12 protein-coding genes and 2 pseudogenes are annotated in these 13,841 nt (G+C 61.6%); 2 read left to right on the top strand and 12 right to left on the bottom strand.

Features of this window, described 5'->3' with window-relative positions:
• Positions 1–60: 60 nt before the first annotated feature.
• From IB238_RS11715 to lgt, 12 genes and pseudogenes are all read right to left on the bottom strand, one after another.
• Positions 61–807 (bottom strand): ABC transporter substrate-binding protein, encoded by a 747-nt coding sequence (locus tag IB238_RS11715; protein WP_246723536.1) that lies wholly within the window; start codon positions 805–807, stop codon positions 61–63.
• Positions 808–828: 21 nt separating this feature from the next.
• Positions 829–3,219, bottom strand: coding sequence for an EAL domain-containing protein (locus IB238_RS11710; protein ID WP_246723535.1), 2,391 nt, complete (start codon positions 3,217–3,219; stop codon positions 829–831).
• 170 nt (positions 3,220–3,389) lie between these two features.
• Positions 3,390–4,001: a 50S ribosomal protein L25/general stress protein Ctc gene (locus IB238_RS11705; protein WP_192246381.1), complete on the bottom strand. Its 612-nt coding sequence runs from the start codon at positions 3,999–4,001 to the stop codon at positions 3,390–3,392.
• A 191-nt stretch (positions 4,002–4,192) separates the two neighbouring features.
• The gene (locus IB238_RS11700) at positions 4,193–5,386 is read right to left on the bottom strand and encodes a benzoate/H(+) symporter BenE family transporter (protein ID WP_192246379.1); all 1,194 of its coding nucleotides are present in this window, start codon (positions 5,384–5,386) and stop codon (positions 4,193–4,195) included.
• 111 nt (positions 5,387–5,497) lie between these two features.
• Positions 5,498–5,617 (bottom strand): annotated as a pseudogene (locus IB238_RS25040) (protease inhibitor); the annotation flags it as partial.
• Positions 5,618–5,644: 27 nt separating this feature from the next.
• Positions 5,645–6,118, bottom strand: a pseudogene (locus IB238_RS11695) (Kazal-type serine protease inhibitor domain-containing protein); the annotation flags it as partial.
• A gap of 317 nt (positions 6,119–6,435) precedes the next feature.
• Entirely contained in the window at positions 6,436–7,368 is a 933-nt protein-coding gene (locus tag IB238_RS11690; RefSeq protein ID WP_192246374.1) for a ribose-phosphate pyrophosphokinase, read from the bottom strand.
• Positions 7,369–7,538: 170 nt separating this feature from the next.
• The gene (locus IB238_RS11685; protein ID WP_192246372.1) at positions 7,539–8,273 is read right to left on the bottom strand and encodes a hypothetical protein; all 735 of its coding nucleotides are present in this window, start codon (positions 8,271–8,273) and stop codon (positions 7,539–7,541) included.
• A gap of 117 nt (positions 8,274–8,390) precedes the next feature.
• Positions 8,391–9,542 carry a Xaa-Pro peptidase family protein gene (locus IB238_RS11680; protein ID WP_192246370.1) on the bottom strand — a complete coding sequence of 384 codons (1,152 nt, stop codon included), beginning with the start codon at positions 9,540–9,542 and terminating at the stop codon, positions 8,391–8,393.
• 26 nt (positions 9,543–9,568) lie between these two features.
• Entirely contained in the window at positions 9,569–10,354 is a 786-nt protein-coding gene (gene pgeF, locus IB238_RS11675) for a peptidoglycan editing factor PgeF (protein WP_192246368.1), read from the bottom strand.
• Positions 10,355–10,465: 111 nt separating this feature from the next.
• Positions 10,466–11,566, bottom strand: a complete 1,101-nt coding sequence (locus IB238_RS11670; RefSeq protein WP_192246366.1) for a class I SAM-dependent methyltransferase — start codon at positions 11,564–11,566, stop codon at positions 10,466–10,468.
• Positions 11,567–11,641: 75 nt separating this feature from the next.
• Positions 11,642–12,481, bottom strand: coding sequence for a prolipoprotein diacylglyceryl transferase (gene lgt, locus IB238_RS11665; RefSeq protein ID WP_192246364.1), 840 nt, complete (start codon positions 12,479–12,481; stop codon positions 11,642–11,644).
• A 207-nt stretch (positions 12,482–12,688) separates the two neighbouring features.
• Between lgt and IB238_RS11660 the strand changes: the two genes are divergently transcribed.
• Positions 12,689–12,949 carry an accessory factor UbiK family protein gene (locus tag IB238_RS11660; RefSeq protein ID WP_192246362.1) on the top strand — a complete coding sequence of 87 codons (261 nt, stop codon included), beginning with the start codon at positions 12,689–12,691 and terminating at the stop codon, positions 12,947–12,949.
• A gap of 390 nt (positions 12,950–13,339) precedes the next feature.
• Complete coding sequence (locus tag IB238_RS11655) at positions 13,340–13,840, top strand: YbjN domain-containing protein (RefSeq protein WP_192246361.1); 501 nt, start codon at positions 13,340–13,342, stop codon at positions 13,838–13,840.
• Position 13,841: the final 1 nt, after the last annotated feature.

The following is a 13,841-nucleotide window of genomic DNA, read 5'->3' as shown; positions in this document are numbered from 1 at the left end:
TCTTAAACGTGTCCCACAGCCAATCGCCGGCGATGTCAACCCTCATTGCGGAATTGAGGGTCAGCGTGAAGCGGTGCGTGTATTGGGCGGCAGGCCGTATGCGGTGAAGATCGCATCCTGCTGGCCACTCGAGATAAGCTCGTCCAGTGCATTCTGCATGGCGACAATGGTTTTCGCCGGCATAGCCTTGTGGCAGGCAATCCCGTAGGTTTGCCCGTCCAGCAGCATCGCCTTTTCGATCGGCTCCCCGTCCTTCAGCATACTTTCATAGATCTTGACGGAGGTCGGCATCAGGTCGATGCGGCCGCTCTTCAGCTTGCCGAGCGTGATCGCGATATCGGCGGCAAGATCGATGTCGGTAAAGCCGTGTTCCTTGAGGACCCCCACGGCGAAGTCGCCGCGCTGTGCGCCCACGCGCTGGTGGTGGGCGGCCTCCAGCGTCGTGGCGGCAAGTTTGTCGCCCTTGCGTTTGACGATGACCATCTGGTCTTTCAGCAGTGGCTCGACCCAGCGAAACGTCTTGTCGCGCGCACGATTGTGACCGGTGGTGAAGACACAGTGATCCGGTTGCCGCTCCGCCAAGGCAATCGCACGCGCCCAGGGCATGATCTCGATCCGGTAGGAGAGACCGACGGAAGCAGCGATCCGATGGACCTGCTCGACGGCGATGCCTTTAATCGTGTCACTGTCGGTGTAGCTGAAGGGCGCGTACTCTTCCGTGACAAAGGTGACGTCGCCCGCGTTCACTGGTTGCGACAAGAGGGTGGCGATCGCGAACGCAGTGGCAAGCATTTTCACAGATAACATTCCGATTTCCATTCTCATCGATCAGAGGCGCGTGGCCTCCATTGCTTCCGTCTGCTCGGCGAACCTATCCAGTTCGCGCACCAACTCGTCGAAGGGCAGGGGTTCACTGAACAGATAGCCCTGTCCTAGGTCTACGCCCATCTCCTCGAGCGCCTGTCGTTCGATCTCGGTCTCGATCCCTTCGGCAATGACGACGCAACCCATTTGATGCGAAATCATCCGGATGCCCTCAATCAGGGTCCGGCTCTTGGCTGCAATATTCTGTTGGCTGCTGCCCAGCGAGCGCACGAAGGATTGGTCGACCTTGACGATATCCACCGGGAAGCGGTTCAGGTAGCTCAGCGATGAGTAGCCGGTTCCAAAATCGTCCAGCGCGATCCGGCATCCAAGCGCGGTTAGGGCGTCCAGCGTTTGGCGGATAACGGGATTGTCGAGCATCAACACCGCTTCGGTGATCTCGATGACGATGCGCGATGGTATCACACCGTTCTCCAGCAGGAGTGCAGCGAGCCGGTTCGGCAGGGTTGCGTCGAACTGCAGGGGAGAGAAGTTCACGGCAAGATAGCTCTCCGACATTCCGTCCAGTCGCGAAATGGCCGCGAGATCGCGGATTGCCTTCTCCAGGATGACATCACCGATCTTGCCGATGGCCCCGTTTTCCTCGGCCACGCCGATGATCTCAGCAGGTGAAAGCATCCCCTTCTGCGGATGGTTCAGGCGCATCAGCGCTTCGAAACCGGCAACGTGAGCGTCGCGCAGGCTGACGATCGGCTGGAGATAGGCGTCGAACCCGTCCTCGCGCAGCCCCTCTTCAATGCATTGCTCGATTTCCAGCCGCCGGCGGGCGATGTCGACGATGTTGTCGTTGAATACCTGGGCACCATTCTTGCCACCGCGCTTTCGCGCATACATCGCCATGTCGGATTTCTGCAGCAGGTCAGCCGCCGTTGCTGCGTGGTCCGGATAAACGGCGATGCCGATACTGGCGCTGACGTTCAGTCGGCTGCCATTGATGAACACGGGTTCCTTCAGCGCCGAGCACAGACGGGCGCTGATGTCGATGGCGAGTTGTTTTGCATCCGGTGAGAGCAGGAGGACGGCAAACTCGTCGCCGCCGAGCCTCGCCACGACGTCATTGAAGCGCAACTGCTCGCGCAGGCGATTTGCAACCTGGCACAAGACCTCATCGCCGACGGCATGGCCGAGATTGTCATTGATCCACTTGAACCGATCGAGGTCGAGGAACAGGCAGGCGAGTTGCTGATCCTCCAGCTCGGCTTTTCGGATCAACTCGCCCAGCACGGACTCGAACCCCTGTCGGTTGAGGAGCCCAGTGAGGTGATCGGTAATCGCCTGGCGGAGATTGCGGCTTTCGGCTTCCTTCAGGTCCGTGACGTCCGTCATCACCGATAGCGTCGGTTCGGTTCCAGCTTCGTCGATTGGGAGGCATGTTTCGAGCACGAGCACGTCCATGACCGTTGCGTCGGCACGATGAAAACGCACTGTCACTTCGCAAATCCCTGTGCCGTCCGATCCTGCCAGGTGACGATCGCGGTAGACCAGGTGATCGGCGGCGTCTACGAATTTGGTGAAGCTGTGGCCGATGACGGCCTCGCGGCTGTAGCCGGTGGCAACGAGCCAATAGTCGCTGACCGCAGTGATGCAATTGTCCCGATCCGTCGAGAAGAGCATTGCCGGCGTCTTGTTGTAGATCTCGGTCGTGCGCGCATGCGCAAGCTTAAGTTCGTTCTCCTCCTGCTCGAGCCTGTTCTGCATCTCGTTGAAGTTATGGGCGAGATGGCCCATCTCATCGTTCGACGTCCAATCCACATGGTGGCGCGAGCCGAGCCTGCGCGTCGCTTCGATTGCCGCTGTCAGGCGCATAAGCGGTTGGATGATGGTGATGCGGTTGCCAATGATCGCGGCGGTAAACAGCGTGCCGACAGCAAAGAGGAAGATCGCGAAAATCGCCAGTTCGTCGCCGGAGAAGCGAGAGAATGGCCCGTCTTTGGCAATTGAGATCTCCGCGGTGCCGACCCTGCGGATGCCTTCATTGGTTCGATGAAGGATGTCGGCGGTAACGACGGACTGGACTTCGCTTGCTTCAGGCTCGACTTCCGGTTCCCGGATATTGATCAGGCCCGAAGTGTCGCGGATGTGAACGTAGTTTATGTTGGCGCCAGCCCTCAGCGTCTCGACGATCTGAGCTATGCTGTCCAAGTCGAAGTCCCAGATCGGCTTGCCGAGCGCCTGGGCGTTGGCTTGCATCAGCACTTCAGTGTTCTTGAGCCTCTCGCGCGCGACGCGGTCCGACGACAGGACGAGGAAGAAAAAGAAGAGCGGCGCGACGAACACGAGGAGCGCGCCAATGACGATGGCGATGAACCGGCTCTCCACCGAATGCATCTTCATCCCGTGTCCTCCACGGTCTTCTGCACGATTGTTGGCACGATGGCCTTCCCCTGTTCTTTATTTGAGCTTTTCACCTATTTCTTAAATGTTGTTGAAGGGCAGGTGCGGACACGAAAAACCCGCCTCCGTTTCCGAAGGCGGGTTCGATAAGGTAAACAATTGCCGAATGATTACTCGGCCGTTGCTTCGCCTTCAGCTTCTTCTTCCTTGGCAGCAGCCGTGCCGACGATCGTGGCGACGGTGAAGTCGCGGTCAGCGATGACCGGGCTCGTACCCTTCGGCAGCTTGATGTGCGAGATGTGGATGCTGTCGCCGATTTTCAGGCCGTCGAGGTCGACGGTGAGGAATTCCGGAATGTCGTTGGCCGGGCAGTGCAGCTCGACGTCGTGGCGAACGATGTTCAGCATGCCGCCGACCTTGATTCCCGGGGACTTCTCTTCGTTGACGAAGTGAACCGGAACCTGGACGGTGACCTTGCTGTCGGCCGATACGCGCAGGAAGTCGACGTGCATCGTGAAGTCGCGGACCGGATCCAGCTGGTAGTCCTTCGGCAGGACGGAGATCTTCTCGCCGTTGACGTCGATCGTGGCGACCGTCGTCATGAAGCCGCCGGCGTGGATGCGCTGGGTGACTTCCTTCGTCGACAGAGCGATCGAAATGGGGGCCTTCTTGTCACCATAGATGACAGCCGGGATAAGACCGTTGCGGCGAAGTTCACGGGAGGACCCCTTACCAACCCGTTCGCGCGTCTCGGCCTTGAGCTCGTAGGATGCGTGGCTCATAGCATTGACCTTTCAAGTGTTACTGGAGAGTTCCGTCGGGCGCGGCACTGGGCCTCGGCCGTCCGAAACTTGAGGATTTCAGGAAAACCTCATCCACCTTGCCTCCAAGGGTGTCTAGGCGGACGCGCGTCGCATAGCCGACAATGCCGGGAAATGCAAGGGCAGCCGTCTGTCTTGGCCTCGCGGAAGTCTTACACCTTCCGCGCTTTGCGAGCCGCGACAAGGCGGGTCAGTCCCATCATCAGACCGCCTGCAAGCAGTCCCCAAAAGGCGCCGGAAATGCCGCCGAAGCTGACACCCGAGGCCGTGATGAGGAAGGTGAGGGCGGCGGCTTCGCGCGTCTCGGATTCCTTGAAGGCGTTCATCGCCGACCCGGCAAAGGCGCTGATCAGCGCGAGGCCGGCCACCGCCTGGATAAGGATCGGCGGCGCGAGACTGACAAACGCCGTGACTGCGCCGGCCAGCAGGCCGAAAATTACGTAGAAAATGCCGGCATTGATCGCTGCCCAGTAACGGCGGCGGGGGTCGGGATGCGCATCCTCGCCCGCACACATCGCCGCCGTGATCGCAGCGAGATTGACGGCATGGCCGCCAAACGGGGCGCTAAGCAGCGAGAACAGGCCGGTTACGGCAAACAGCGGGCCGGGCGTCGGCTCGTAATTGTTGACCTTCAGCACGGCGATGCCCGGGATGTTCTGCGAGGCCATCGTGACGATGAAGAGGGGCAGCGCAATGCTGACAAGGCCGGCGAGGTTGAAGACCGGCGTGACAAGCTCCGGCTTCGGCAGCAGGTCGCGGGCGACCGCCGCAAGTGCATCCTCGGGAATATCGATGCCAAATGCGAGAACGAGCACAAAGGCGAGGAGGGCGGCCGGCACGGCATAAAGGCGGTTGATCGCACCGACGACGACCCAGGTGACGACGATCGGCAAACCAAACAGCGGATTGAAGGCGATCGCCTTGACCGGCGCGAAGCAGAGGCCGAGCAGGACACCTGCGAGCATCGCATTGGCAAGGGTGGCAGGAATTGCCGCGACCATGCGCCCAAGCGGCTTCCATAGACCCGCGGCGACGATCAGGGCGGCGCACACAAGAAAGCCGCCGACGGCGGCACCGAACCCACCTTCGACGACGCCCGAACTGGCAAGCAGTGCAGCACCGGGTGTCGACCAGGCGATGGAGACCGGCAGGTGCGTCCAGACGCTGAGCATGACCGCGCAAAGACCCATTGAAACCGAAAGCGCCATCAGGCCCGATGCGGCCTGAGCCTCGGTCGCGCCGACGCCCGTCAGGCCGTGCAGCACGACTGCGAAGGAACTGGCGAAGCCGACGAAAGCGGTCAGCAGGCCCATGAAGAGCGCTTGTGCGGAGAAATCGCGTAGCATGGCGTGAGGCGGAGTTTCAGTGGACGGGAACCGCGGTCCTAGCACAACTTGGTGCGGAAACGAAACGGGTGCCGGCGCCAGACTTTTCAGACCGCGCGCCGGGCCAATTCGTTATCGGCGGCATTCGCCTGGACGCATCACGCGGAAATCCGCAGCCCGAGCCTCGCAAGCGTTTGAGAATGTGCGCCGCGTGCCGCCGCGCTCCGCACAGACAGGTGCGAATTCTCGGGTGCAAGCCCGGTTAGGCGCCGGCTCGCGCCGGCATTCGCCGCGATTGACGACCCGAAAGCCCTCGCTCCTCGCCGTGCAGGCGTTGGCGAAGGTTTGCTGACGTCCACCCCGTTCGGCACAGACGGGCGCATATTCCATGGTGCAGGCGCGGCTCGGCGCCGGTTCGCGCCGGCATTCGCCGCGGCTGATGACGCGAAAGCCGTCGTTTCTCGCCATGCAGGCGTTGGCGAAGGTCTGCTGACGCCCGCCTCGCTCGGCGCAGACGGGATTAAATTCCCGCGTGCAGGCGCGGTCCGGAACCGGCTCCCGCCGGCACTGCCCGCGATGGGCGATATCGAAGCCGCGGCTACGCGCCTCGCAGGCGTTGGCAAAGGTTTGGAGGCGACCGCCGCGCTCGCCACAGACGGGAGCATATTCCATCGTGCACACTGAGGGGCTCGGTATCGGCCGTCCGCCGCCGACATAGCCGGGAGAGGTTTCCACAGTACAGGCGGCGACCAGCGGAAGAAAAAGAAGGACTGAGTGCCGTTTGGCTGCACGCCCGAACGCCGGAAGTTTCGCGACAAGCCTCGAGATTCGGTGTCCCATCAGCATCGAAAGCCTCCTTCTTGTTGATCTTCGTCTGTACTTCTGCCGCCGACAGGGCAACGGCCATCGTATACGCATACGAGGTGAATTCGGCGGCCGGTTCAATGGGCTAATATTGAGGATGAGCGCCGAAGCTTCCTTGGCGCCGTCCGCGTATGGAAAGCCTGCCGCTGCCGCGCAGACTGCGCGGCATGCACTCGATCAACCGTTGCCGATTGAGATGTGCTGCCTCAATCGAAGAGGCTGGAAACGGATTCTTCGGCAGCGGTGCGGTTAATTGCTTCGCCGAGCAGGTTTGCCGTCGTCAGCACGCGGATGTTGTGTGCGGACTGGACAGCCGTCGTCGGCTGGATCGAGTCCGTGATCACCAGTTCCTTGAGCTTGGACGAGGTGACGCGGGCAACAGCACCGCCGGAGAGGACGCCGTGGGTGATATAGGCGGTGACGCTGGTAGCGCCGTTCTTCAGGAGCGCTTCGGCAGCATTGCAGAGCGTTCCGCCGGAATCGACGATGTCGTCGATCAGGATGCAGTCCTTGCCGGAGACGTCGCCGATGACGTTCATCACTTCGGACTCGCCGGGACGATCACGGCGCTTGTCGACGATCGCGAGCAGACAGTCGAGGCGCTTGGCCAGCGCGCGGGCGCGTACCACGCCACCGACGTCGGGGGATACGACCATCACGTTCTTCTGGTCGTAGTTCTCCTTCACGTCGCGCGCCAGGATCGGCACGGCGTAGAGGTTGTCGGTCGGGATGTCGAAGAAGCCCTGGATCTGGCCGGCATGCAAGTCGAGCGTCAATACGCGGTCGGCGCCGGCTTCGGTGATCAGGTTGGCAACGAGCTTTGCGGAGATCGGCGTGCGCGGACCGGGTTTGCGGTCCTGGCGAGCGTAGCCGAAGTAGGGGATCACCGCGGTGATGCGGCGGGCGGAGGAGCGCCGCATCGCATCAATCATGATCAGGAGTTCCATCAGGTGATCGTTCGTCGGGAACGAGGTCGACTGGACGACGAACACGTCCTCGCCGCGCACGTTCTCCTGGATCTCGACGAAGATTTCCTGGTCGGCGAAGCGGCGTACGCTGGCGCGACCCAGGGGGACATTGAGATAGTTGCAGATCGCTTCGGCCAGCAGCCGGTTCGAGTTGCCCGCGAAAACCTTCATCTATGGTCCGCCTGTCTGATGGCCTACGAGAATGCTGATGGGCGCCTTTTAGCGTCCCCGGGCGTGAATGCAAGTCCTGTGCCGCATGGTTTTTCCATTCTTTCGCATGTGCAATACCCAGCAGGGTTGGGCGACCGCAATCTGAACCACCGCAGGTTATGCGAGTTACACTAGCCGCCCGTCTGCTCGCGCCAGCTGACATATTCCTGAATCGTTCGCTGGGCTATGGCTTCCATGGTGCTTGCAGGGACTGCGCGCCAGGGATCGCTTGCAGTGGCGTCGACACTGTCCTGCCCCTGGATGCGGTGAAGCCGGCCGCCGGAGCTGTCGAGCACATCCCAGACATAGACGACGGTGGTCTTACCCCTGTCCTGCATCGCGGAAAAATAGCCCTTGAGGATATAGCGGCTGGTATTGTCCGACGAACTCTTGATCGTCAGGCCACTGGCGCGGGCCTGGGCGCCGAGCGTCTTCGAAAGCGGGGTCACCGCCTCGACGGGGGCGCCGATGATCGGCAGGAACCGAATACTGTCACCGTCGGTGGCTGGCGTGAGGGCGGCAGTCTGCGTTGGCTTGGCCGACGTCGGAGCTGTGTTTTCCTGTTCGCCCACGACCAACCCGCCTTCGCCGCTCGCAGTGGGATTGGTCTGGTTGCGGGCCAGCGCATCGGCCTGTGCCTCCAGCGTGCCGCTCGAAGCCGACCTGCCAGCCATGGAATTCGCCTGTGCACTGCCAACCGGCTGGCTGTAGGCGCTGACCTGATTGAGATCGCGTTGGGTGACAGGCGAAGACGTCTGAGTGCCGCTGCCGACGTCGACCTGTGGTATCAGCGCATCCGTGCTGTTGCAGCCCGCAAGCGCTAGGAGAAGGCCGGCCAGAGCCAGCCATGGCTTCAGCTGATGCATCCGTTTCCGTCCGCCGTGCGGGAGGTTGCGTTGTCGCTCCGTTCCCCGGACGAATTTATGCTTTGCAGTGACGTAGCGTGTCAATTGCAGGATTTCGGGTGTGCGCAACCACCTGTCTCACACGCTGATGAAATCAAGGCCGTAGCGCGACAACGCCTTCGGCGTATCGGTCGTCGTCAGGTAGGTCTGGCCGAGCGTCATTGCAGTGTTCGTATCGGAATCCATGATGATCATGTGGACGAACAGCGACATGTCGGGTTGGATTTCCTGTGGATTGCCGACGTGGAACATCTGATGCTCCATCCAGGAGGGGGAAAAGCGGGCGCCAAGCGAGTAGCCGCAGGCGTTCAGCCGGTGCCGCGCGAGCCCGCGCTCGTCCATGATCTTCGCATGGGTGTCGAACACCGTGCCGAACGTATTGCCGGGACGCAGAACCATCTCGATTGCCTGTATCGTGTCGCGGCAGGCGCTGAAGAGTTCGCGGTGGCGGTTGGACGGCTCGCCGATGATGACGGTGCGCATCATCGCGGCGTGGTAATGCGCGCTCACGCCCGCCCATTCGAGGGTGAGCTGGTCGTTTGCGTCGAGCTTTCGCCGGCCCGACTTGTAGCGGCACAGCAGCGCGTCGATGCCCGAGCCGATAATGAACTCATTTGCCGGATAGTCGCCGCCTCCGGCAAGAACCGCACCTTGCATCGCTGCCAGGATTGTCGCCTCGTCGGCACCGGGTCCGATCAACGGCAGAGCGGCGTCCAGCGCGTCGTCGGCAAGCGACGCGGCTTTCTCGACATATGCCAGTTCCGCCGGGCTCTTGACGAGTCGCAGCCGGCTGACGAGCAGCGACGCGTCGACAAGCTCGCCGAAGCTCTGCAACTGATTGTCCAGAAGCCGTGCATTTCTGCCGGTCAAACCGTGCGTGTCGTATTCGACGCCGAGCCGGCAGCCGAGCAGGTCCAGGTCCGAGAGCAGATTCTTCAGGTCCATCGCTGGATCGGCGTTGGCGCGATCGATCCAGATCTCGATCTTGGCGATATTGGATGTCTGTCGCGCCTGCCGCAGATCGGCCGAGCGGGTCAAAAGCACCATGTCGCCATCGGCTTTCACCACCAGCGCCTGGAAGAAGCAGTAGCCGAAAGTGTCATAGCCGGTCAGCCAATACATGCTTTCCTGGGCGAAAAGCAGCATGGCGTCGAGTTTCTCGTCGCGCATCTTGGCGGTCAGGCGCTGCAGCCGGTTGGTGTATTCCTCGCTGTCGAATTGCAGTGCCATGCTTGGCTCCCTCGTCCTGTTCCCGGTCAGTCCCGCAACATGATTGCCGAGATTTGCCGTCCATAGTCGGGCTCGTTGCGGTGCACGGTCCGCCGATAAGAGAAGTAGTCCGCCTCCGTCGGGTAGGTGCAAATATCAAGATTCTCGGCTTCGATACCGGCTTCGGCAAGCCTTTTCAGCGTCAGGCCCGGCAGGTCGAACATGGCGTGGCCCTGCCGTTCGGACGGAGAAAAGAAATCCGCATAATCAGGATTTGTTCCGAGGAAGCGTTCGACGAATTCGGGGCCAACCTCGTAGTGGCGGCGGCTGATCGATGGCCCCAGGCCGGCAACGATCGTCTGCCGGGAGGCGCCGAGGGCTTCCATCGCTGCGATCGTATTCTCCAGCACGCCCGTGAGCGCGCCCTTCCATCCGGCGTGGGTCGCGCCTACAACGCCGGCTTCAGGATCGGCGAAGAGCACCGGTCCGCAATCGGCGGTCAGTACGCCAAGCACGAGGCCGGGCGTTGCCGTGACGAGCGCGTCCGCCGACGGGCGTTCGCCGGTGTAGTGGCTGCCGACGGTAAAGACATCGGGCGAGTGGATCTGATTGACCGTCGCCAGCCGGTCGGGGGCGGTTCCAAACCATTGGCCGACGCGGGCACGGTTTTCGACCACGCGCTCGCGCACGTCATTCGAGCCGAGGCCGACATTGAGACCGGCATAGATGCCGTCCGAGACGCCGCCATGGCGCATGAAATAGCCGTGGAGCACGGATTTTCCGGCGGAACGGGCGATCAACGGGCTCTGGACTGGGGAAAGCACGGCATTCATCCTTCATCGCTTCGAAAGAGTCCCTGGATTGTTGCAGGGCTTCGGCGGGGCTGCGGACAATGCGGCGTCCGATTCAAATCGCGGCGATGTTGACCGCCGTGATCGGGGCTGTCAATCCGCCCGGCGGAACGGTGCCAGCGGCACTTCGGCGCTCGTGACGGCGAGAACCTTGAAGAGATCGCCCATGTTCCCGGCGCCCGAACCCGCCAGTCGCTCGACGTCGGCGATGATCTGCCGTTGCAGATTTTCATCGCGTCCGCGGCCCAGCGCCGAGGCCCGGTCGGCGAGGCCAAGCCCCATGAGAAAGTCCCCCTGGTGCTGCGGACCATGCACGCGCAGCCCAGTTTCGCGGGCAACCTCGGCGAGGCGCTGGAAGTCGACGTGGCTGGTCAGATCCGCCTCGCCGGGATGGGCGAGGGGAGGATCGAAGGCGTGGCGCAGCACGGCCTGCAGCGTGTCGCCAAAACCACTTGCGACATGTCCGTAGTCAATGACCAGCGCCGTTCCACCTTGCATGCGCAAGCGTTCGCTGATCGCCGCCATCACCGCCTCGCGTGCCGGCGCAAATTCGTAGATCGCCCCAGGGCGCTGGTTCCTGTGTCCCTCCGGAAGCAGCGTTGGATCGATGCCGGCGACGCCCGCAGCAAAGGTCAGTTCACCGTCAGCGTCGAGACCGACCATGCGCTCGCGAAAGCCGCTCTGGGTGCGGACGAACTGCCGGATCGGGATCGCGTCGAACAACTCGTTTGCCGCCAGAAGCAGGAACCCGGCCGGCATTTGGTCGAAACTTTCGTGCCAGGTGACGCGTTCGGCGCGCGCGCCGAGCGTCTGCCGTTGCACCGCCTGCAGTCGTTCGCTCGTTTCGATCAGATGGAAGGTGGCATTGTCGTAGAGGGTGGGGGCGAGCCTGGCGATCACGCGCAGCATGTCCGCCATCATCGTACCGCGGCCAGGGCCGATTTCGGCAAAGCGGACGCCCTGCGGCATGCCGTGCTTCTGCCAGGCGTGCACCATGAAGACGCCGAGCATTTCCCCGAACAGCTGGCTGACTTCGGGGGCGGTGATGAAATCGCCTTCGCGTCCGAAAGGCTCGCGCGTGCGGTAGTAGCCATGTTCGGGGTCGGCGAGGCAGAGCGAGAAATAGTCAGTGACGCTGATCGGTCCATTCGTACGGATCAGCGCCTTGATCTTTTCTGCAAGCGGCGTCGACATGGACGGCCTCCCTAAAGCATGTCTCCCGAAAGTGGGAACCGGTTTCGGGACAAAGACATGCGAAACAACAAAGACCTAGAGCATTGCCACCCGCTTGGCGCGAAGCATCGCCCAAAGGCCGAGCGCCAGCATCGGCAGCGACAACAGCATGCCCATCGTCAGCCAGCCGCCGAAGAGATAGCCGATCTGCGCATCCGGCTCACGGAAGAACTCCACGAAAATGCGGCAGAGTGCGTATCCTGCGACGAACAGGCCCGTGACGAAGCCAGGGCGCTTCAGCGCCTTGAACGCGTATACGGCAATGGCAAGGACAGAAAGGAGGACGAGCCCTTCCAGGCCGGCTTCATAGAGCTGGCTCGGATGGCGCGCGAAGGGGCCGGCGTTTGGAAAGACGAAGGCCCATGGCGCACCCGACAGTTTGCCCCAGAGTTCGCCGTTGATGAAATTGGCGATGCGCCCGAACAACAGCCCGATCGGAACGACGGCGGAGACGATATCGAACAGGTTCCAGATCGCTATGTTGTGCTTGCGAGCAAACAGGATCATGGCGATGGCCGTTCCGGTGAAGCCCCCGTGGAACGACATGCCGCCGTTCCAGATCTCGAAGGCGCGCAGCGGATTGTCCACGATTGCTGCGAAATCGTAGAACAGGATGTAGCCGATGCGGCCCCCCAGCACGATGCCGAGTGCGGCCCATACAAGGAAGTCGTCGAGTTGGGCGACCGTCATGGGCGGCGTGTCTTTGGCCCAGAGGTCGGCGCGCGACACCAGCCTTCGGGCGTAGAACCATCCAAGCAGGATGCCGGCGACATAGGCCAGCCCGTACCAGTGGACGGCAACGGGGCCGATCGAAAACGCGATCGGGTCGATGTTCGGGAAGGCCATGACGGCGAGAAGTTCGGCAGATGAGATCAAGGTTTCTGGTCCGGTTGGCTTGGGCGGAAGATGGCGTCCGGCCATGGGATGGTCAAGCGGGATTTGCCATTTCAACAAATGCTCTCAGCGGTTTGCGATGGCACCCGATGCGATTCTTCTTGCATCGAGTGGTTTCAACCCCTACCTCAGAATTCGGACGCGGCACGGGCCGCAAGCTTAGATCCGCAAGCCGAGGAGGGCCGGACCATGACAACCGGAACCAGTCGAATTCTCGACGACTTCGCCAAATTGATGACGGACGCCGCGGGCGCAGCCCAGGGCGTGCGCAAGGAAATGGAGACCGTCTTCCACGCGCAGGCCGAGCGCTTCCTGAACGGGATGGATCTCGTCAAGCGCGAGGAATTCGAGGCCGTCCGGGAGATGGCCGTGAAAGCGCGTGACGAGAATGACGCGCTCCTGAAGCGCATCGAGACGCTCGAAGCGCAACTGGCTTCAGGCAAAAAATAGCTGTTTCCGGCTCTTTCACTTCCGTTACGTGAGGCTGGCGCGATTTTGGTTCGCGGCGGCCTCTTTTTTTGATCATTTTTCGCCCCTGTGGACATCGTTAAAAAAGCCTTACCGCAGAGTCGGTTAAGGTGCCGGGCTGAATCATTTTGGCAACCTCTGTCCACAACATGAGCGACAAAATCGCGGCATGGGGGCTGGTGTCGTGACTCCGCCATTATACACTGATTTTAAATGATGATTCGAAACAGGCGCCGCCAGCTTGGGGCAGGGTTGTTGAGTTAGGCTCTAGCGTCGCCACGCAATCATTCAGTGTTGTTTTCCGGGTGGGTTGCCGCGTTTGTGTCGTGCGTGATCGCGATGACGCGCGCCTCCCGGTCTAGAGGGTGCCGCATGAGCCTGATGGAATTGGAAATCATACGCCAGTCGAACCCGGTCGACATGATCGAGTTTGTCGCTGCGAACAACGACTGGTCGTTCGAACGCTCGGGCGAGGACGAGATCGCCATGACGGTCGAGGGCAAGTGGACCGACTATCATGTCTCCTTCTCGTGGATGGAGGAATTCGAGGCGCTGCATCTCGCCTGCGCCTTCGACATCAAGGTGCCCGAAAGCCGTGTCAATGAAGTCATCCGGTTGCTGTCGCACGTCAACGGCCAGGTGCTCATGGGGCACTTCGACCTGTGGCGGCATGAGGATGTGGTGATTTTTCGTCAGTCGCTGCTGCTCGCCGGCGGCGCCGAGCCGACGAACAGACAGGTTGAAGTACTACTCTCGAGTGCACTCGATACCTGCGAAGCCTATTTTCAGGCTTTCCAGTTCGTCGTCTGGTCAGGTATGGAGGCGCAGGCCGCGGTCGACGCGGTCATGTTCGAGACAGTCGGAGAAGCATAGT

Origin of the sequence: Rhizobium sp. ARZ01 (genome assembly GCF_014851675.1) — a bacterium.
In the GTDB taxonomy this organism is placed as follows: Bacteria; Pseudomonadota; Alphaproteobacteria; order Rhizobiales; family Rhizobiaceae; genus Mycoplana.
This window is presented reverse-complemented; position numbering and strand designations above follow the sequence as displayed.